Source organism: Flexivirga sp. B27 (assembly GCF_052905685.1).
In genome coordinates this window covers 1,374,088-1,392,724 of record NZ_JBPYUM010000001.1, presented here as the reverse complement: position 1 = coordinate 1,392,724, position 18,637 = coordinate 1,374,088, and the positions used below count along the sequence as shown (strand labels likewise).

General features: G+C 67.3%; 19 protein-coding genes. 10 read left to right on the top strand and 9 right to left on the bottom strand.

Going from position 1 to position 18,637, the window contains the following annotated elements; translation table 11 throughout:
- Positions 1–62 precede the first annotated feature (62 nt).
- From ACSZL9_RS06395 to ACSZL9_RS06380, 4 genes are read right to left on the bottom strand one after another with little or no spacing between them, the layout of a single operon-like run.
- On the bottom strand, positions 63–1,805 hold the full coding sequence (locus ACSZL9_RS06395; protein ID WP_446664629.1) for an FUSC family protein: 1,743 nt from the start codon (positions 1,803–1,805) through the stop codon (positions 63–65).
- Between the two features lie 4 nt (positions 1,806–1,809).
- Entirely contained in the window at positions 1,810–2,955 is a 1,146-nt protein-coding gene (gene rsgA, locus ACSZL9_RS06390; RefSeq protein WP_446664628.1) for a ribosome small subunit-dependent GTPase A, read from the bottom strand.
- Between the two features lie 3 nt (positions 2,956–2,958).
- Positions 2,959–4,266, bottom strand: coding sequence for a 3-phosphoshikimate 1-carboxyvinyltransferase (aroA, locus tag ACSZL9_RS06385; RefSeq protein WP_446664627.1), 1,308 nt, complete (start codon positions 4,264–4,266; stop codon positions 2,959–2,961).
- A gap of 54 nt (positions 4,267–4,320) precedes the next feature.
- On the bottom strand, positions 4,321–5,301 hold the full coding sequence (locus ACSZL9_RS06380; protein WP_446664626.1) for an ABC transporter substrate-binding protein: 981 nt from the start codon (positions 5,299–5,301) through the stop codon (positions 4,321–4,323).
- 121 nt (positions 5,302–5,422) lie between these two features.
- On the opposite strand from ACSZL9_RS06380, the gene ACSZL9_RS06375 reads away from it, so the two are divergent.
- The 3 genes from ACSZL9_RS06375 (at position 5,423) to fgd (ending at position 8,042) form a co-directional block, all read left to right on the top strand.
- Positions 5,423–6,250 (top strand): SOS response-associated peptidase, encoded by an 828-nt coding sequence (locus ACSZL9_RS06375; protein WP_446664625.1) that lies wholly within the window; start codon positions 5,423–5,425, stop codon positions 6,248–6,250.
- A gap of 98 nt (positions 6,251–6,348) precedes the next feature.
- Complete coding sequence (locus tag ACSZL9_RS06370) at positions 6,349–6,981, top strand: alpha/beta hydrolase family protein (RefSeq protein ID WP_446664624.1); 633 nt, start codon at positions 6,349–6,351, stop codon at positions 6,979–6,981.
- Positions 6,982–7,037: 56 nt separating this feature from the next.
- Complete coding sequence (fgd, locus tag ACSZL9_RS06365; RefSeq protein WP_446664623.1) at positions 7,038–8,042, top strand: glucose-6-phosphate dehydrogenase (coenzyme-F420); 1,005 nt, start codon at positions 7,038–7,040, stop codon at positions 8,040–8,042.
- A 46-nt stretch (positions 8,043–8,088) separates the two neighbouring features.
- Here fgd and ACSZL9_RS06360 read toward each other — a convergent pair whose 3' ends face one another.
- Positions 8,089–8,301, bottom strand: a complete 213-nt coding sequence (locus tag ACSZL9_RS06360) for a hypothetical protein (RefSeq protein ID WP_446664622.1) — start codon at positions 8,299–8,301, stop codon at positions 8,089–8,091.
- Between the two features lie 425 nt (positions 8,302–8,726).
- On the opposite strand from ACSZL9_RS06360, the gene ACSZL9_RS06355 reads away from it, so the two are divergent.
- Positions 8,727–9,374, top strand: a complete 648-nt coding sequence (locus ACSZL9_RS06355) for a sigma-70 family RNA polymerase sigma factor (RefSeq protein ID WP_446664621.1) — start codon at positions 8,727–8,729, stop codon at positions 9,372–9,374.
- A complete protein-coding gene (rsrA, locus tag ACSZL9_RS06350; protein ID WP_446664620.1) occupies positions 9,374–9,658 on the top strand; it encodes a mycothiol system anti-sigma-R factor in 285 nt (94 codons plus the stop codon). The genes ACSZL9_RS06355 and rsrA overlap by 1 nt, the downstream gene beginning before the upstream one ends.
- A 127-nt stretch (positions 9,659–9,785) precedes the next feature.
- Here rsrA and ACSZL9_RS06345 read toward each other — a convergent pair whose 3' ends face one another.
- Positions 9,786–9,860, bottom strand: a complete 75-nt coding sequence (locus tag ACSZL9_RS06345; protein WP_370670776.1) for a 50S ribosomal protein bL37 — start codon at positions 9,858–9,860, stop codon at positions 9,786–9,788.
- A 502-nt stretch (positions 9,861–10,362) separates the two neighbouring features.
- On the opposite strand from ACSZL9_RS06345, the gene ACSZL9_RS06340 reads away from it, so the two are divergent.
- Both ACSZL9_RS06340 and ACSZL9_RS06335 read left to right on the top strand, forming a co-directional pair.
- Entirely contained in the window at positions 10,363–11,637 is a 1,275-nt protein-coding gene (locus ACSZL9_RS06340) for an HD-GYP domain-containing protein (RefSeq protein WP_446664619.1), read from the top strand.
- Positions 11,634–12,917 carry an HD-GYP domain-containing protein gene (locus tag ACSZL9_RS06335; protein WP_446664618.1) on the top strand — a complete coding sequence of 428 codons (1,284 nt, stop codon included), beginning with the start codon at positions 11,634–11,636 and terminating at the stop codon, positions 12,915–12,917. Before ACSZL9_RS06340 ends, ACSZL9_RS06335 begins: the two co-directional genes overlap by 4 nt.
- Positions 12,918–13,497: 580 nt before the next feature.
- Here the strand turns inward: ACSZL9_RS06335 and mctP are convergent.
- Positions 13,498–15,204, bottom strand: coding sequence for a monocarboxylate uptake permease MctP (mctP, locus tag ACSZL9_RS06330; RefSeq protein ID WP_446664617.1), 1,707 nt, complete (start codon positions 15,202–15,204; stop codon positions 13,498–13,500).
- Complete coding sequence (locus tag ACSZL9_RS06325) at positions 15,201–15,488, bottom strand: DUF3311 domain-containing protein (protein WP_446664616.1); 288 nt, start codon at positions 15,486–15,488, stop codon at positions 15,201–15,203. Before ACSZL9_RS06325 ends, mctP begins: the two co-directional genes overlap by 4 nt.
- 325 nt (positions 15,489–15,813) lie before the next feature.
- On the opposite strand from ACSZL9_RS06325, the gene ACSZL9_RS06320 reads away from it, so the two are divergent.
- Positions 15,814–16,098, top strand: a complete 285-nt coding sequence (locus ACSZL9_RS06320) for a GIY-YIG nuclease family protein (RefSeq protein ID WP_446664615.1) — start codon at positions 15,814–15,816, stop codon at positions 16,096–16,098.
- Positions 16,099–16,469: 371 nt separating this feature from the next.
- Here ACSZL9_RS06320 and ACSZL9_RS06315 read toward each other — a convergent pair whose 3' ends face one another.
- Positions 16,470–16,790, bottom strand: a complete 321-nt coding sequence (locus ACSZL9_RS06315; RefSeq protein WP_446664614.1) for a putative quinol monooxygenase — start codon at positions 16,788–16,790, stop codon at positions 16,470–16,472.
- Positions 16,791–16,983: 193 nt separating this feature from the next.
- On the opposite strand from ACSZL9_RS06315, the gene ACSZL9_RS06310 reads away from it, so the two are divergent.
- Together ACSZL9_RS06310 and ACSZL9_RS06305 are read left to right on the top strand one after the other, a co-directional pair.
- Positions 16,984–17,769, top strand: a complete 786-nt coding sequence (locus ACSZL9_RS06310; RefSeq protein ID WP_446664613.1) for an IclR family transcriptional regulator — start codon at positions 16,984–16,986, stop codon at positions 17,767–17,769.
- 368 nt (positions 17,770–18,137) lie between these two features.
- Entirely contained in the window at positions 18,138–18,635 is a 498-nt protein-coding gene (locus tag ACSZL9_RS06305; RefSeq protein ID WP_446664612.1) for a hypothetical protein, read from the top strand.
- The last annotated feature ends 2 nt before the right edge of the window (positions 18,636–18,637 follow it).

Below are 18,637 nucleotides of genomic sequence, written 5' to 3'. Positions count from 1 at the left end.
CCTGAGTATGACGCCGCCACCCAGGTGCGGTGCAAGTCGGGACCGGCACGTCCCGGAAATCGTCACTGCTCCGGCGCAGGCTGCTTTCCGATGTCCAGCATGCGTTGCAGGCCGCCGGCGATGACCCTGGCGTCGACCATCTTGGTGCCGACCGGCGGCAGCGCGGCGATCATCCGGGTCAGCACACCGGCCATCCGCTCGGCGTCGATCGCGTGCGGCGGGTCGGCCGTCCAGCACGCGGCGAGCACGACGTATGACGCCTCGTTCATCGACGTCTCGAGCAGGCTCCAGTCGGCGAGGGCGTCGGGCAGGTCGGTCTGTGCGAGCTGCAGGATTCGGCCGGATTGCAACTGTTCGTAGGCGAGGTCGCGGCGGGCGGCGTACCCGCGGGCGGTGCTCTGCTCGCCGTCGGCGATGAGCAGTAGGAGGCGTTCCAGTGCCCGCAGCGAGCGGCGGTATTGCCGTCGGACCAGCGCGATCGGTGCTCGCCGGCCGGCGACCCAGATGACGGCGACGGATGCCGCGGCGCCGATGAGCGTTTGCAGTAGGCGTTCGCCGACGATGTCGCCGACCGGCAGATAGGGACTGCCGGCGGTGCTGATCAGCAGCGCCATGGGTGTCACGAAGATCACGGCCAGCGCGTAGTTGCGGACGGCCAGCATCTGGATGAAGAAGATCAGCACCAGCGCAATCACGAGCAGCACCAGGCCGGTCGGTCTCGTCGCGTGGATGCCGAAGAACAGCAGGATCCCGGCGGCGGTCCCGGCCAGGCGGTGCAGCGCCCGGTGGGTCAGGGCGAGCCGGTCGGCGGTCACGGACATCACCAGCGCGGCGGTCATTGCGGCCCAGTAGGGATGGTCCAGGTGCAAGCCGTAGGAGATCACGCAGGCGATCAGCACCGCTGCCGCCATACGGCGTGCGGCCAGCCAGGGCAGCGAGGAGCGTGACAGCCCCCAGCGCAGCAGGTATGACGCGTCCGGGCGACCCAGGTAGCGACGGTGCTCGACGCCGCTGACGACGACTTCGCGGCCGGGCAGGTGCACTCGCACCACTTGCTGGATGATCGCCAGGTGCAGCCGTCGCAAGGTGGTGTTCATCCGGCGCCAGCGGTGCAGCCGCGGCTCTCGGCCGACGGCGTCCTCCAGGATCATCGACGCGCCGAAGACCGAAGCGAATGCCTGGTCGCGCAGTCGGGCCAACTCGTGGCGCGGGATGATGCTCCGGTCGGCGTCGAGGTAGGCACGGACGGCGTCCTCGGCGGTGTCGATCGCGTCCTGCTCGGCGTGCTGGTGCTGGGTGAGCAGTTGCAGCAGCAACGAGGTGGCCGAGGCGCTGACGCACCCGATCGCGCAGACGAGGATCACCTTGCCGGCCGGCACGCCGACGGTGGGCAGGTAGGACGCGATCGCCGGGCCCAGGATGAGGAACATCGCACCGGGAGGTTCGCCGACCAGGGTGTTGTAGCCGAGCACGGTGACCAGGGCGATGAGGCTCAGCAGGATGGTCAGCAGCACCGGTTCGCTGCCGACCAGGGCGCCGACGGCGACCCAGGCGATGTAGGTGGCGTTGAGGCAGCCCAGGATCACCAGGCGGGAGCGGATCGGCCGGGACTGCGCGATGAAGCCGAGGAAGGCGCCGGTGATGCCGATCAGGCCCATGCTCGGACCCAGCAGCACGCTGATGACGGTGACCGCGACGATCACGATCGTCAGCACGTGCAGCGCGAACTTCCATCTGCCCGGCGCGGACTTGATCTCCGCGAACGCGAGCAGTTGCCGGTTGATCGCTTCGGTCTCCAGGCGCACGGGGCTACTCGCTGTGGGGTATGTCGCCGTCGGGTATGACGCTCTGGGGCGGGTCGCCGGACGCGTCGGTGGTGGCTGCGTCGGTGTCCGACGTGTCGGTGTCGGTGTCGCCGCTGCGGGTGCGCAGCAGCCGGCGCAACGACGCCAGCCGGGTGACGCCGGAGGTGCCTGCGTGACCGTCGGCGACCCATGCGTCCAGCGCGCACTCCGGCTCGTCGTGGCTGCAGCCGCGTGGGCAGTCGGCGATGCCGTCGGCGAGATCGGGGAACGCGTGGATGATGTGGTCGGGCTCGATGTGGGCCAGCCCGAAGGAACGCACGCCGGGGGTGTCGATGACCCAGCCGCTGTCGTGCTGGTCGCCGTCGTCGTCGCCATTGCCGGGCAGCGGCAGTGCGATCGCCGAGGTGGAGGTATGCCGCCCGCGGCCGGTGACCGCGTTGACATGCCCGATGGTGCGGCCGACACCGGGCACGAGCGCGTTGACCAGGGTGGACTTGCCGACGCCGGAGTGGCCGACCAACACGGTGATCCGGCCCTCCAGCGCCGCCTGCACTTCCGCCAGGCCCTCGATCTCGGGCTCGGTACCGGCCGGGACCGTCGAGGTCACCACGTGCGGCACGTCGAGCCCGGCATACCCGGCGAGGAACTCCTCCGGGTCGGCGAGGTCGGACTTGGTGAGGATGAGCAGTGGCGACATGCCGGCGTCGTATGCCGCGACCAGGCACCGATCGACCATCCGCGGGCGCGGCTCGGGGTCGGCCAGTGCGGTGACGATCGCGAGCTGGTCTGCGTTGGCGACGATGACGCGCTCGTAGGGGTCGGTGTCGTCCGCGGTCCGGCGCAGCACGCTGGTGCGCGGCTCGACGCGGACGATGCGCGCGAGCGTGCCGGGGTCGCCGGATGTGTCGCCGACGAGGGCGACCCGGTCGCCGACGACGGTGCTGGTGCGGCCGAGCTCGCGGGCTCGCATCGCGACGACCTCGTGGCCGTCGACCAGGCAGGTCCAGCGGCCGCGGTCGACCGTGGTGACCTGACCGATGCGGGCGTCCTCGTGCTTGGGACGCTCCTTGGTGCGCGGCCGGCTGCCGCGCTTGCCCGGGCGCACGCGGACGTCGGACTCGTCGTAGTCACGACGTCCGCGGTTGGCCACGGGTCAGTCTCCGATCATGCGGGTCCAGCGGGCGGTGAAGTCCGGCATCGTCTTGGCGACGGTGCCGGCGTCCTGCACGACGAGGCCGGGCACGCGCAGGCCGAGCACGGCTGCAGCCATCACCATGCGGTGGTCGCCGTAGGTGTGGAAAGTGTTGCCCTGCAGTGGTTTCGGGCGTATGACGAGTCCGTCCTCGGTCTCCTCGACGTCGGATCCGAGGCGACCGAGCTCGGTGGCCAGCGCGGCCAGCCGGTCGGTCTCGTGGCCGCGGATGTGCCCGATGCCGCGCAGGTGGCTCGGCCCGTCGGCGAAGGCGGCGACGGCAGCGACGACGGGGGACAGCTCGCTGGCTTCGTGCAGGTCGAGGTCGACCGCATGGATGCTGCCGGTGCCGCGGACGGTGAGGCCGTCGCGGGTCAGCTCGACGTCGGCGCCGAACTGCTCCAGGATGTCGCGAGCATGGTCGCCCGCCTGGGTGGTGAAGTGCGGCCAGCCCGGCACGGTGACCTGACCGCCGGTGAGCAGCGCCGCTGCGAGGAACGGCAGGGCGTTGGACAGGTCGGGCTCGACCTCGACGTCGAGTGCGTGGATCTGGGAGGGCTCGACACGCCAGCGGTTGGCGTCGCCGTCGTCGACCATCACGCCGGCGTCGCGCAGCACCTCGACGGTCATTGCGATGTGGGGGAGGGACGGGACCTGCTTGCCGTCGTGGATGACGGTGATGCCGTCGTCATACCGAGCGCCCGCGAGCAGCAACGCGCTGACGAACTGCGACGAACCGGACGCGTCGATGTGCACGGTGCCACCGGCGACGCGGCCGGTGCCGGTCAGGGCGAAGGGCAGCCCGTCACCGTCGACGGCCACGCCCAGGGATCGCAGCGCCTCCAGCACGGGGCCGAGCGGGCGCACCCGCGCGGCAGGGTCACCGTCGAAGTCCACCCGGCCCTCGGCGAGCGCGGCGACCGGGGGCAGGAAACGCATCACGGTGCCGGCCAGGCCGCAGTCGATGAACGCCGGGCCGCGCAACGGCGCGGGCTCGACGATCCACTCGGTGTCGTCGCTGCGGCTGTCGATCCGGGCGCCGAGCGCCTGCAGCGCCTCGCACATCAGCGTGCTGTCGCGTGACCGCAGTGGGTTGGTCAATCGTGAGGTGTCCTGTGCGAGTGCTGCAAGCACGAGGAATCGGTTGGTCAGCGATTTGCTGCCGGGGACGGGCACGACGGCGTCCACCGCGCGGTCGACGGACGGGGCTGCCCAGTCTCCCGAAACGATCGTCGCGGTGGTGGTGGGACTCGGAGGTTCTGCGCTCATCGGGCCAAGATTACCGAGCGTTGCCGACATCGCAGCCCGCACCGGGCGCCGACGCTACTTCCCAGCCGACTTGCTCAGCTTGTCCAGTGTCGGCGTGATCTCGTCGATGAGCCACGGGATCGAATAGACGCCAGGGCTGTTCAGGGCCGTCGCGAAGTCCTGGTCCACGACCTGCAGCGTGCCGTTCTTGCTCGCCGGCAGCTGACGCACGCCGGGCGCTTGCTGCACGTCGGCGGCCGACTTGCCATATGCCCAGACGAAGACCGAGTCGCCGATCAGCTCCCGGGTGCGCTCGGTCGACAGAACCTTCCGGTTGGTGTTGTCCTGACCCTTGGCCGGCTGCAGGCCGAAGGAGTCCAGCAGTGAGCCGTTGCCGAATCCCCAGCCGTTGGCGTCATACCGCACCCAGTTGTAGGTCGAGCCCTTCGGCACGTCCTTGCTCACGGCGGACATCTGCTTCTTCAGCCCGGCGATCAGCTTGCTGCCCTGCTTCGGCTTGCCGAGCGCGTCGGCGGTCGAGGTGATCACCTTGTCCCAATCGGGGTTCACCGCGGAGCCGGCGACGTCGACGGTGGGCGCCAGGTTCTGCAGCTTGTTGGCCACGCCGGGCAGTCGCATCAGCCAGTTGGACACGATGATCAGGTCCGGGCGGTTTGCGGCGACGGCCTCGATCTTGACCGACTTGGAGTCGCTGAGCGTCTGGTGCTTGGCGCCGCGCGTCTTGCCCTTGAGCCATGGGGTGTATGGCGCGCCGTAGGTGTCTATCGCCACCGGTGTCACCCCGAGTGCCAGCACTGCCTCGGCCGGCTGTCCGCCCAACACGACCACACGCTGTGGAGCGGACTTGATGGTGACCTTGCCGTGGGTGGCCTGCACGGTGCGCGGGAAGGCGGAGTCGGCTCCGCCGCCCGGCGCCGAGCCGGAGGCCGGTGCGGCCGAGGTCGCGGTGGAGCCGGAGCCGCATGCGGTGAGCGTCAGCGGGACGGTGAGCAGAGCGGCGAGCAGCATCGTGCGGCGGCGAGCGGTGGTGTTCATCGGGGCCTTCCGGTGACAGTGGGGCGGATCGTGGAGTTAGGTTAGCCATGCCTAAATGAAATGTCATCGTGGGGTCCAGTACTTGGCTGTCGTCGTCGGCTCGGGCACGTAGGCTGGCCCCATGTGTGGCCGGTATGCCGCGAGCTTCGCGCCTGACGACCTCTTGCAGGACTTCGACATCGAGCAGGACCGCTCCGACGAACGCAGCCGGTCGTTGCTGGTCAACCCGCAGGATCCGCCGGTCGGCGCCCCGGACTGGAACATGGCGCCCTCCAAACAAGCACCCGTGGTGCTGACCCGCGCGCCGCGCGATGAGCCGGACGCGACACCGTTGCGACAGTTGCGGATGCTGACTTGGGGTCTGGTCCCGAGCTGGGCCAAGGACCCCAAGATCGGGCTGCGGATGATCAACGCGCGCTCGGAGACTCTGCTCGACAAGGGCGCCTATCGCAACGCCGCGCTGGCCCGGCGGTGCCTCGTGCCGGCGGACGGTTGGTACGAATGGCAGGCGTCGCCGACAGCGACGGATCGCAAGGGCAAGCCGCGCAAGCAGCCGTTCTTCGTTCGCCGTGGGGATGGCGAAAAGTGTGCATTCGCAGGGGTTTACGAGTTCTGGCGGGATCGCTCTGCGGGAGATGACGATCCCAACGCGTGGGTGGTCAGCTACACCATCGTCACGACAGCTGCCGAGGCCGGCATGGATCGCATCCACGACCGCCAACCGGTCGTGCTCGACCGCGACCAGTGGGCCAGCTGGATGGACCCGACGCTGACCGAGCCGGATGACGTGCGTGCGTTGCTGGAGCCTCGGGCGCTCGGCAGGTTCGAGGCCTGGCCGGTGGGCCGGGCGGTCGGGTCCAGCCGCAACAACGGGCCGTCGCTGTTGGAGCCGGCTCCGGCGGCCGATCTGGAAGGCGTCATCGACCCGATGACCGGCGAGGTGCTCTAACCCCGAGGAAAGGCATTGCGATGACGATCCGATCCCGACTGATCGAGACACCTCGCGGCCCCGGCCGCGTCCACATCGAGCGCCCTCCTACAAGCTGGTTGAGTAGCGGAGGAGCGAAGCGGGGGAGCGTATCGAAACCAGCGACCAGTGAGGGCGTATCGAAGCCCGGCCCCCGAGGCAGCGTCGTCCTCAGCCACGGCGCAGGGGGCGGCATCGACGCCGCCGACCTCGTCGCGCTGCGCGCACTGGTCGACGACGGCTGGACCTACGTCCGCGTCGAGCAGCCCTGGCGGGTGGCCGGCAAGAAGGTCGCGACCCCGCCGAAAACCCTTGATGCTGCGTGGATTCCGATCCTGGCAAGCCTCACCCGTGGCCGGTGGGCGCTGCCTCGCCCGCTGGTCGTCGGCGGTCGTTCGGCGGGCGCTCGCGTTGCCTGCCGGACCGCGTCGGAGGTCGGTGCCGACGCCGTGCTGGCGCTGTCCTTCCCGCTGCACCCGCCGAACAACCCGGATCGCTCGCGCGCGTTCGAGGCGCAGGCCGTGCTGGATGCGGGGTTGCCGCTTGCCGTCATACAAGGGGAGCGGGATCCGTTCGGCCGTCCGGCTGACGTGCGCGCCGCGCTCGGTGACGCCCCGACGATCACCGGGGTCCCCGGCGACCACAGTCTGGCCCGCGGTCGTGACCAGACGCTGGCCGCCGCCCGCGCGTGGCTCACCTCGCTGATCGAGTAGGGGAGGAGCACAGCGGGGGACCGTATCGAGATCAAGAGGCCGAGTAGCGTGGTCGTATGAGCCTGACGATCGGATACAAAGCATCCGCAGAGCAATTCGCGCCCCGTGAACTCGTCGACCTGGCCGTCGAGGCCGAACGCGCCGGGCTGGACAGCGTGTTCGCGTCCGATCACTTCCAGCCTTGGCGCCATGAGGGCGGCCACGCGCCGCACGCGCTGACCTGGCTCGCTGCGTCCGGCGCCCGCACCGAGCGCATCACGCTCGGCACGTCGGTCCTGACACCGACCTTCCGCTACAACCCGGCCGTGCTCGCGCAGACCTTCGCGACCTTGGGCTGTCTCTATCCGGGCCGGGTCATCCTCGGCGTCGGGACGGGGGAGGCCCTCAACGAGATCGCGGTCGGGCAGCAGGGCTGGCCGGAGTTCAAGGAGCGGTTCGCCCGGTTGCGCGAGTCGGTCCGGCTGATGCGCCGGTTGTGGACCCAGGACCGGGTGACCTTCGAGGGCGACTACTACCGCACGGTCGACGCGCATCTCTACGACCGGCCGGAGCAGCCGATCCCGGTCTACGTCGCGGCCGGCGGTCCCACCGTCGCGAAGTATGCCGGCCGGATGGGCGACGGCGTGATCGTCACCTCGGGCAAGGGCATGGAGTTGTATGCCGACAAGCTGGTCCCGGCGATGCAGGAGGGCGAGCGGCTCGGCAAGCGCGAATCCGGTGCTGTGGAGCGGCTGCTCGAGGTCAAGATCTCCTACGACCGTGACCCGCAGCGCGCCCTGGAGAACACCCGTTTCTGGGCACCGCTCGCGCTGACGCCGGAGCAGAAACACAGCATCGACGACCCGATCGAGATGGAGCGTGCGGCGGACGCGCTGCCGATCGAGCAGATCGCCTCCCGCTGGATCGTCGCCTCCGACGCGCAGACGGTGATCGACGGTGTGCGTCCTTATGTCGACCTCGGCTTCACCCACCTGGTGGTGCATGCGCCGGGCAATGACCAGCGGCGTTTCCTGCAGCAGTTCAGCGAGGATGTGCTGCCGGCGCTGCGCGCGGAGTTCTGACGGCGGACGCTGCAGCACACCCCAAAGTGAGCGGTCCGAGCGCGGCTCAGGCGGTGCGGGTCGCCGGGTGCGAGTCGGTGCCGGCCGAGCGCTCGATCGATCGGGACGACTGCGCTGATCCGCGCGCCGAGGCGACCGTGCTGAGGCGGGCAAGAGGTTCGCTGCGCTCCCGCCAGAGGACTCGAATGAGAAGTGTGCCCACACAACACAGTGACGCTGCGTAAATGACGCCGAGCGCCGCCACGATGTAAAAGGTCACCTGGCGAAACTTAGTGTCCGTCACTACAGCCGTCAACAGTGCGAGATCCCTGTGATGGCGCGGATCTGCGAGTCAGATGGTCGATCGTCCGCGTGTCCGACGCGTCGATTCGGCTATACCGCGGCTTTTTTCGGGCTTTACGTCTGCTTTACCTTCTCGCCTCGTCCTACGGCGCTCGTCCGATGTGGCTGTCCGCCTGTCGGACGGTCCGTCGGGACGGCATACCGGGCGGCATACGGGAATGCCACCGGAGGTGCCGTCGTTGAACACCTCAGTCCAGGCATCGTCTCTGTAGTGAGGAGTGCACTTTGTTGCACGCGCCATTGATGCTCTCGGAGTCCTCGGGCTCTGCGAGCGGCTCGACCCTCGTCGGCGCCACATCGGGGTCCGTCCACAAGCCGACCGGAGGACTAGGCTTGACGTCGATGACCACCGAAGAAGGCAGCGCTGCGCAGCCGAACTCCGCTGAGGATCCCACCCTCGACGTGGCGAGCGAGTCCGAGGCGGACCGTCTCGCGCGGTTCGAGCGTGATGCCATGCCCTACCTGGACCAGCTCTACAGCGCGGCGCTGCGCACCACGCGCAACCCGGCCGATGCCGAGGACCTGGTGCAGGAGACGTTCGCGAAGGCGTTCTCGGCCTTCCACCAGTACAAGCCCGGCACCAACCTCAAGGCCTGGCTCTACCGCATCCTGACCAACAGCTACATCAACACCTACCGCAAGAAGCAGCGGCAGCCGCAGCAGTCCGATGCCTCCGACATCGAGGACTACCAGCTCGCTCGTGCCGAGGCGCACACCTCGCGCGGCCTGCGCTCGGCCGAGACCGAGGCGTTGGACCACCTGCCCGACAGTGACGTCAAGCGTGCGCTGCAGGAGGTGCCCGAGGATTTCCGGATGGCCGTCTACCTGGCGGACGTCGAAGGCTTCTCCTACAAGGAGATCGCCGAAATCATGGACACGCCCATCGGCACGGTGATGTCGCGGCTGCACCGTGGCCGCCGGCAGTTGCGAGAGCTGCTGACCGACTATGCCCTCGAGCGTGGATTTATCAAGGAAGGGGCATCTTCCTGATGGGCGACGAATGTGGCGACTACCTGTCGCAGATCTACGAACTCATCGACGGCGAGCTCGATGACGCTGGTCGCGCGCGACTGCAGGCCCACCTCGACGAGTGCCCGCCGTGCCTGGACGAATACGAGCTCGACCGCATCCTCAAAGCGCTCGTCCAGCGCTCCTGCGCCTGCGAGCACGCCCCGGACACACTGCGCACGCAGATCCTGCAGCGCATCACGTCGGTGCGGGTCAACCAGACACAGGTGACCCAAGTGACCCAGGTGCGCATCCAGGAAGGCTGACCCACGCCTGCCGTATGACGACGAACGGCCCGGCCCACGCTTCTCGCGTGGGGCCGGGCCGTTTCGGTGTGCGGGGTGCGCCGACAGGTCGGGCAGTCGGGCCGACGGGTCGGCCGGTGCGCACTGCTCAGGCGTTGGGCTTCTTGCCGTGGTTGGCGGCCTTGCCCTTGCGGCTGCGGCGCTTGCGGGCGCGCTTGCTCATGGTGACTCCTCGATCGAGCGGAAGCTGAATGGGTATGCCGCAACGGCGGCGCGCCCATCATCTCACACACCTGAAAAGTAAAAAATTGGTCAAGAACCGGGGTTCCCATCCGTCTCGGCTTGCGAGATTCAGGTCACAGTATGGGATGATCAGACCGGATGGACCACGGTCGCCACCCTGGACGGCTGTGCTGAGATCTGCGTGCTCTCCCCCTGCTGAGCGCGCGGAAAGGATCTGGACATGGATCAGGCTTCATTGCTCGCGTTGCTGACGGCGCTGGCCGGCAACGGTGGCGGCATGTCGACCAACACTGTTAAGTGGGACCCAGACAACTGACGAAAGGCTTTCCCCGTCTAGGCGGAGGTGACGTCGTGGCGACCGGTGGGACGCCGCGAGCCAAATACATATGACACGTGCGTGGCGAGCAGTCCTCGCGATCTCGCTCGTATTCGCGGTCTCACTGTCTGGTTCTGTGCTGATTTCGTCAGCGCAGGACCTTTCCGTGTCTGCAGTGGTCATCCTCGCGGTGCTCTCCCTGCTCGCGTCTGCAGCGCAGTCGACGCGACTCGCGACGCCGAGCGCGAGCGTCTCGTTGACGTCCATCCTGCTGGGTGCGGCGATCCCGCTCACCGGCCCGCTCGGGGCTGGGATTGTCGGCTTTGTCTCCGCGGTCGATCCGCTGCAGAAGCGGTCGCTGGTCGTGCGTGTATTCAATGTCGCGATGACCGGACTTGTCGGTGTCGTTGGCGGGTTCGTCTACCTCGGGCTCGGCGGGATCGTGCACGCCGACGCGACCTTCGACCCGCTGGGCATCGTCGCCCGCCAGCTGCTCCCGCTCGCGGGAGCGACCGTGATCATGCTCTTGGTCAACACCGGGTGCGTGAGCCTGATGATCTCCGTGACGGGCGGCGCTCCGTGGTTGATCAACTGGCGCCGGATCGTCCGCCAGGTCGGACGCACCTACCTCGGATACGGCATCGTCGGTCTGCTGTTCGCCGTCCTCTGGGACCCGGTGGGCCTGGGGCCGGCCACCGTGCTGGTGATGTTCGTCCCGCTGGTCTTCGCGCAGTGGTCCTACGCCCAGCAACACGCTGAGGCCGTCGCGCACGAGCGCACCGTTGCCAGTCTGGTCGCTGCTGGCGAGGCGCGCGATCCGATCATGAAGGGTCGCATCGAGCGCGTCGCCAAGGTCAGTGAGCTCCTGGGCAATCAGTTGCGCTTGTCTCCGGCCGAAGCGGATGCGTTGCACTTCGCGGCGTTGTTGCACGACGTCGGCATGGTTGCGCCGATCGAGGGTCGGCATCGCAACAACGCCGACACCCGCGCGGACAATCTCGAGCGCATCCGCCGGCACCCCACTCGGGGCGTCGAGATGCTGCGATCCATCGAGTTCCTCGCAGACTCGATCACCGCCATACGCCACCATCACGAGCGGTGGGACGGCCGCGGCTACCCCGACGGGCTTGCCGGACCGCAGATCCCGCAACTGGCCAGGGCACTGGCGGTCGTGGACGCGTTCTGTGCGCTGGTGCCGCGAGTCGGCGAGGAGCGGGCGATGGAGCAGCTGCGCGAGCGGTCCAGCGTGCAGTTCGACCCAGAGTGTGTCGAGGCCATGGGCAAGGTCTCGTCCGCCGCGGCCACGATCGCGCAGGCGGACCACAGCGGACACGAGCCGGGCGAGGTCGTCGGCACCGAGCAAGCGGTGGACGAGCGCTGGCTGGACCACGATCTGCCCGAAGTGTCCGACCTGCTCATCGCCGATCGGAGCCGGCCATGACGCGCAATCGGACCGCAGCGGTCACGGCGTGGTCTGTGGTGCTCGTCCTGGTCTGCCTGGGTGCGGCCGTGTTGCAGGAGGAGCTGCAGACCGGGACGAGCGTGCTGGTGCTGGTGTGTTTCGCGTTGGCGATCGCGTGCGCGTCACTGTTGCACCTGTCGCTGCTCGGCGGTCGCGTGGCGACCCCTGTCGCCACGGCGGTCGCGCTGAGCGTCGCGCTCGCCGGTCCGCAACCTTTCGAGGGCAGTGGTCGCGCGCCGGACTCCACCTGGCAGGTCATCGTCACCGTCGTCGTCGGGCGCGTAGCCGGCGGACTGCTCAGCTGGCGCCTCTTCGGCATCCGGCCCGCGCCGAAGGAGCGCCTCGGCGCGCTGCTCGCCATCTTCATCGCGGCGGTGCTCTATCGCGATCTGCCGTTCTTCAACGGTGTCTCGGCACTCGACATGTATGGCGAATGGGGGCAGCATCGCTGGCGATCCGCCGCCGCCATGGCTGTGGCCGGCATCGTCGCGGGGATCGTGCTGCTGCTCACCTCGGTCTACCTGCACCGGCAGGGGAGGACCTTCCGGGCGGAGTTCGCGGAGGTCGCGCTGCTCCAGTCGACGCTCAATGCGGCAGTGGTCTCGACTGCCATCGCGATCGCGCTGGGCACGTCGGCGCTGGGTGTGCTCGCCATACCGCTGATGTCAGCACCGTTGGTGCTGTTGCGTTTTGCGCTGCAGCAGCAGTCTTCGGTGACCGACACGCGTCGGCAGACGATCGCTGCGTTGTCCCAGCTGACCGACATCGCTGGTTACACGCCGGACGGGCACTCGGCACGAGTTGCGAGCCTGGCCCGGCGGATCGGCACCGAGCTGCACATGAACGATCGCGAGCTCGACGAGCTGGAGGACGCGGCCCGGCTGCACGACATCGGGCAGGTGTCGCTCGACGCGCCGATTCCTGGCGGTGCGACCATCGACGTGGCGCCGGCCGATCAGCGGGGGATCGCCGACGAGGGTTCGCGCATCGTGCGGCGCACCGAGGTTCTGGACGGTGTCGCCGACATCATCGCGGCGCAGGTGGTGCAATTCCGGGAGGTGCAGGAGTATGGCGAGGCTGTCCCCATGAGTGCGCGGATAATCAAGGTCTGCAACGCATTCGAGGACCTGACCCGCGGTGACGGTGCGCTGCGGGAGGAAGCGATCGAGCGGCTGACTCTCGGCATCGGCTACGAATACGACCCGACCGTGCTCGACCTGCTGATCAACGTCACCGACCCGCACCGGCCACTGCACTGAGCCGGCCGAGCCACCAAGGCGACCGAGCTTGTCGAGGTCACGGTGTCATTTCGACAGGCTCAATGACCTCGAGGGGAGATGGCCGAGCTTGTTCCCCAAGGTGGCCGAGCCACTAAGACGGCCGAGCTTGTCGAGGTCACGGTGTCAGTTCGACACGCTCAATGACCTTGAGGGGAGGTGGCCGAGCATGTCGAGGTCACGGTGTCAGTTCGACAGGCTCAATGACCTCGAGGGGAGATGGCCGAGCGTGTTCCCCAAGGTGGCCGAGCCCCTCAGACGGCCGAGCTTGTCGAGGTCACGGTGTCAGTTCGACACGCTCAATGACCTTGAGGGGAGGTGGCCGAGCTTGTCGAGGTCACGGTGTCAGTTCGACACGCTCAATGACCTTGAGGGGAGATGGCCGAGCTTGTTCCCCCAGCTGGCCGAGCCACAAAGACGCCCGAGCTTGTCGCGGTCACGGTGTCAGTTCGTCACGCTCAAGGACCATGATGGGAGGAGCCCGAGCTTGTCGAGGTCACGGTGTCAGTTCGACACGCTCAATGACCTCGACAAGCTCAGCCGGCTTCGGCATACCTGATGATCAGGCTTTGCCGGGTGCCTCCTCGGCGGGCCCTTCGCTGGTCACGAGCTCCGTCGGGTCGAAGTCCTGGTCGACCCGAGGGTCGTCCGCCTCGACGAAGTAATCGGCGACTGCTGTTTCGTCGACACCGGCCGGCAGCTTCAACGCGTTGAAGGCGACCGTGAGCACGGCCGCGACCAGCACGTTGAGGATCACGGCTGTGAAGGCGATGTAACCGAGCTCGCCGATGACCGGGATGTTCGACAGCGAACCACCGAAGTGTTTGGTGGCCGGGCTGGCGACCTCGTAGGCCTTCCAGGTGCCGTAGACCATCGAGACCGCCCAGCCGGCGAGCAACGCCCAGCGATGCATCCACCGGGTGTAGAGGCCGATCACGATCGCCGGGAAGGTCTGCAGGATCCAAATGCCGCCGAGCAACTGCAGGTTGATGGCGTTCTGCTTGTCCATCGCCAGCACGAAGACCAGCGCGAAGACCTTCACGACCAGCGACGTCAGCTTGGAGACCTTGGCCTCCTCCTTGACGGTGGCATTCGGTCGCAGCCACTCCTTGTAGATGTTGCGGGTGAAGGTGTTGGCTGCCGCGATCGACATGATCGCCGCGGGCACCAGAGCGCCAATCGCTATGGCTGCGAACGCAACTCCGGCGAACCAGCTCGGGAACTGATCCTCGAAGAGTTGCGGGATGACCAGTTGCGGATTGGCCTTGCCGTTCAGGCCGATCGGTTTGGTGCCGGCAGCGATCGCGACCCAGCCGAGCAGCGCCAGGAGGGCGAGCACGAAGGAGTATGCCGGCAGCATCGACGCGTTCTTGCGGATCGTGTCGCGGCTCTTGGACGACAGCACCGCGGTGATCGAGTGCGGATACATGAACAGCGCCATCGCGGAGCCGAATGCCAGTGTCACGTAAGCCCATTGGGCCTTCGGGCCGACCGTGTCGGAGAACGCTGCGTCGGCAGGTGCTGTGGACTCGGACTTTGCGTGCGCCACGTCGAAGATGTGCGACCAGCCGCCGATCTTGGTCGGCAGGTAGATCACCGCGACGATGATGACCAGGTAGATCAGGATGTCCTTGACGAACGCGATGATCGCCGGTGCGCGCAAACCACTGGTGTAGGTGTATGCCGCGAGGATCACGAAGGCGACGAAGAGGGGTGCGTCGTTGGCGAACCAGTTGCCCTTGCCGCCGACCCCCGCGACTTCCAGCACGGCCTGAATACCCACCAACTGCAACGCAATATAGGGCAGCGTCGCCACGAAACCGGTGACCGAGATGGCCAGCGACAACTCCCGGGAGCCATAGCGCCCGCGGACGAAGTCACCTGCGGTGACGTAGCCGTGCCGGTGGCTGACCGACCACATCCGCGACATGAAGAAGAAGATGATCGGGTAGAGCACGATCGTGTAGGGCACGGCGAAGAAGCCGCTGACGGCGCCGGCGCTGAACATCGCCGCAGGGACTGCGACGAATGTGTATGCCGTGTAGAGGTCGCCGCCCAGCAGGAACCAGGTGATCCAGGTCCCGAAGCTGCGGCCGCCGAGGCCCCATTCGTCCAGTGACTCCAGGTCCTTGCCCTTCTTCCAGCGGGCCGCCATGAATCCCATGACGGTGACCAGCAGGAAGAGCAGGACCAGGACGATGGTCGCCGAGACATTGAGCCCACCGCCGGGATCCGACGGATTTGCTTTGAGCGGAAGGAGATTCGTCATGCCTCACCGCCTTGCCCGGTCGCCGCGTCCGCTGCCTCGAACGGCACGCGTGGCCGTGCCTTCTTGACCAGCACGTAGGCGATCGAGGTGCAGAACACGCAGAAGAAGACCAGCGCCATCTGATACCAGATGAAGAACGGGAAGGCGCCGAGCCTCGGTGTGATCCGCGAATACCAGCCGACCGGGACCAAGGCGATCATCGGCAGGAGCAGGAAGATGCCCGCGAGGACCTGTAGGCCGCGATTCGCAGGTGGTGCTTGGTCAGGGTGCTTGTGTTGTGCCATCCGGTGCAACCTCTCGTGGTGGAGTTGCTAACCGGAAAACGTTAGCGCCGGGACGACCGTCGCAGGTGGAAATTAAACGTGCTCATCTGTCCCCGAAGCTGGCCGCGCTTGTCTAGCTTGTCCCCGAAGCTGGCCGAGCTTGTCGAGGTCATACCCAGAGCTGGCCGAGCTTGTCGAGGTCATACCCAGAGCTGGCCGAGACTGTCACCGAAGCTGGCCGAGCTTGTCGAGGCCGATCATCCACATCCCCGGGAGTATGGCGCCGTCATACACAGGCGGCCAGACCCGAAGGGCGCTATGACGACTCGGGATGGATCTTTGCCGGATGGCTTGGACCTACATGCTGCGGTGCGCGGACGGCACCTACTACGTCGGCAGCACCCGCAACCTCGACGTTCGGATGGCGCAGCACTACTCCGGTTACGGCTCCAGTTACACGAGCAAGCGCATGCCCGTTGAACTCGTCTGGTGCGTCGAGTGCGACGACATCGGCACGGCGTGGGCCTTGGAGCGGAAGCTGCATGGCTGGAGTCGTGCGAAACGAGAAGCGTTGATAGCTGGTCGGTTTGACCTCTTGCCGGGGTTGTCGACGAACAGGATGGACGATTGACCTCGACAGGCTCGGCCACCTCAAGGACAGGCTGGGGTCGTTTCGTCTTGAGGACGTTGAGCTTGTCGAAGCGACGGTTGTGACCTCGACAGGCTCGGCCACTTCGAGGGCAGGCTTGGCGGGCTCGCGGGCAGGCTCGGGTCGCTTCCTCTTGTGGTCGTTGAGCTTGTCGAAACGACGGTTGTGACCTCGACAGGCTCGGCCACTTCGAGGGCAGGCTTGGCGGGCTCGCGGGCAGGCTCGGGTCGCTTCCTCTTGTGGTCGTTGAGCTTGTCGAAACGACGGTTGTGACCTCGACAGGCTCGGCCACCTCAAGGACAGGCTCGCCACATCGAGGGCAGACTGTGCGACCTCGAGGCAGACTGCGGGACTCAGTCGATCTTGAACTCGCCGAGCTCGTCCCAGTGGTCGCCTTCCATCTGCACGTTGCGGACGCGCGGAGTCTCCTGGACGTATTGCGGGAGCTCACGCTGCGCGGTCTTGAAGTGATCGGACGTCACGTGCGCCTCGGCGGCGTCGTCCTTGAAGGCCTCGATGAGGACATATTCGTTCGGGTCCTCGACACTGCGTGACCAGTCGAAGAAGAGGTTGCCAGGCTCGGCGCGAGTCGCCTCGGTGAAGGTCTTGCTGAGCTCGATCCACTCGTCGGCGTGCTCCGGCTTCACCTTCCACTTCACACAGATGAAGATCATGATGCTCTCCTCGCTCAGGTCGGCTGCGGTTGCTGACAACCACCCTGCCAGGTGGGTGCCGCGGCCGGGAGAGCGCTTCTCAATCAGTGACAACTCAGGGGCAACGCAGTGCCAACTCGGTGGCGACAAACCCCGTCGCCGGCCGTCATGAATCGGGCGCGCGGGCACGGCATACCGTCGTAGAGTCGGGAGCATGACCCCGGCGGATGATGGAGTCGCGTCCCGCGGCGGATCCGTGCGACGCACCCTGCAGATCCTGGAGCTCGTCGCGGCACGCGGCGGCGCCAGCGCGAAGGAGATCTCTGACGCGATGGACCTGCCGCTGCCGACGGTCTATCGACTGGTCCGCGAGTTGCTCGACTCCGACTACCTGGTGCACATCCGCTCGGAGCGACGGTTCGAGCTGGGTTACAAGTTGCACCAGCTCGCGCTCAGTCTCCATCAGCAGATCGGTGTCCCCCGGGCGGTCCGCAGCGAGATCGTTGCACTGCACCAGCGGCTGACCGCGGCGGCATACTTCGCGATCCACCGCGGCTCGCAGATCGTGGTCGTCCAGACAGTTGATTCCCCGGCGGCGCCCAGGTTGAAGCCGATCGACTTCGGCTTCCACGAGGCGGCGCATGCGACAGCGCTGGGCAAGATCCTGCTGGCCAACATGGATGCCGAGCAACGTGACCGGCACCTCGATCCGGAGCCGATGCCGCGATTCGGTCCGGGCACCATCACCACGCGGGGTGAGCTGGCCGATCACTTGTCGGTTGTCGCTGATCGTGGGATCGCCTGGGAAGTCGAGGAGTTCGAGCCCGGATCGTCGTGCTGCGCGGCCGCGGTCCGCAGCGCTTCCGGCAGCGTCGTCGGATCGGTGGCGGTGTCGGCGGCCAAGGAGCGATTCGCACAGCGGCGAGACGTGGTGGAGCGCGAGGTGCGGTGCACGGCGTCAGCGGTGAGCCGCTACTACCGGTCGGGACACACTGACTGAGAGCAGCGCGGGGTCTCGATACGGGCGCTCGTTCCTCACGCCCTACTCGACCACCTTGGTGGGGCTCGTTCCTCACGCCCTACACGACCACCTTGGTGGGGCTCGGTCCTCACGCCCTACTCGACCACCTGGGTGGGGCTCGTTCCTCACGCCCTACACGACCACCTTGGTGGGGCTCGGTCCTCACGCCCTACTCGACCACCTTGGTGGGGCTCGTTCCTCACGCCCTACTCGACCAGCTTGGTGGGGTTCGTCCTCGCGCCCTACTCGACCTGCTTGGTGGCGCTTATCGCGCCGCGAGAACGACTCTTGGGAGGGTCGCACCGGACTACCTAGTGTGCGGTAGATCACACCCGTAGGAGGTAGCGATGGCAACTCAGCCGAACATCGACGAAGTCTCGCTCGGCGCGGATGACCGGGCCAATCTGATCAAGCTGCTGCGCACGGCCTATCCGCACGCGCAGTTCCCGGACGGTCCCTACGAGCGCACGGCCGATGCGATCCTCCAACAAGTCGGCGAATCCACCTGGCATCGCACGGTGCTCAGCCGCGGACTGCGGACGCTCGACGGTGCGGCCGGCGGGAGTTTCCGTGACCTGGACGAGGCGGCCGCGACGGAGCTGCTGACCGGCATCGCGGACGCGGAGTTCTTCGTCTTCATCCGAGGCGCCGCAGTGCCGATCCTGTATGACGACCACGAGGTCTGGGACGCACTCGGTTACGAGGGGGAGTCGTTCTCCAAGGGCGGCTACCTGCACCGCGGGTTCGACGATCTGGACTGGCTGCCCGACCCGCGGATCGAGGAGTATGACGGCCCGGAGAAATTCGTCGAAGTCGCCGACGCCGACCAGCCGAAGGAGGCGTGAAT

What these genes read in the sequence shown, in the direction of transcription:
- ACSZL9_RS06315 (WP_446664614.1), bottom strand. Translation starts at nt 16,790, where the DNA reads ATGATCTTCATCTGTGTGAAGTGGAAGGTGAAGCCGGAGCACGCCGAC.
- ACSZL9_RS06335 (WP_446664618.1), top strand. Translation starts at nt 11,634, where the DNA reads ATGACGCGCAATCGGACCGCAGCGGTCACGGCGTGGTCTGTGGTGCTC.
- ACSZL9_RS06325 (WP_446664616.1), bottom strand. Translation starts at nt 15,488, where the DNA reads ATGGCACAACACAAGCACCCTGACCAAGCACCACCTGCGAATCGCGGC.
- rsrA (WP_446664620.1), top strand. Translation starts at nt 9,374, where the DNA reads ATGGGCGACGAATGTGGCGACTACCTGTCGCAGATCTACGAACTCATC.
- ACSZL9_RS06310 (WP_446664613.1), top strand. Translation starts at nt 16,984, where the DNA reads ATGACCCCGGCGGATGATGGAGTCGCGTCCCGCGGCGGATCCGTGCGA.
- aroA (WP_446664627.1), bottom strand. Translation starts at nt 4,266, where the DNA reads ATGAGCGCAGAACCTCCGAGTCCCACCACCACCGCGACGATCGTTTCG.
- mctP (WP_446664617.1), bottom strand. Translation starts at nt 15,204, where the DNA reads ATGACGAATCTCCTTCCGCTCAAAGCAAATCCGTCGGATCCCGGCGGT.
- ACSZL9_RS06305 (WP_446664612.1), top strand. Translation starts at nt 18,138, where the DNA reads ATGGCAACTCAGCCGAACATCGACGAAGTCTCGCTCGGCGCGGATGAC.
- ACSZL9_RS06375 (WP_446664625.1), top strand. Translation starts at nt 5,423, where the DNA reads ATGTGTGGCCGGTATGCCGCGAGCTTCGCGCCTGACGACCTCTTGCAG.
- ACSZL9_RS06380 (WP_446664626.1), bottom strand. Translation starts at nt 5,301, where the DNA reads ATGAACACCACCGCTCGCCGCCGCACGATGCTGCTCGCCGCTCTGCTC.
- ACSZL9_RS06355 (WP_446664621.1), top strand. Translation starts at nt 8,727, where the DNA reads ATGACCACCGAAGAAGGCAGCGCTGCGCAGCCGAACTCCGCTGAGGAT.
- ACSZL9_RS06320 (WP_446664615.1), top strand. Translation starts at nt 15,814, where the DNA reads ATGGCTTGGACCTACATGCTGCGGTGCGCGGACGGCACCTACTACGTC.
- fgd (WP_446664623.1), top strand. Translation starts at nt 7,038, where the DNA reads ATGAGCCTGACGATCGGATACAAAGCATCCGCAGAGCAATTCGCGCCC.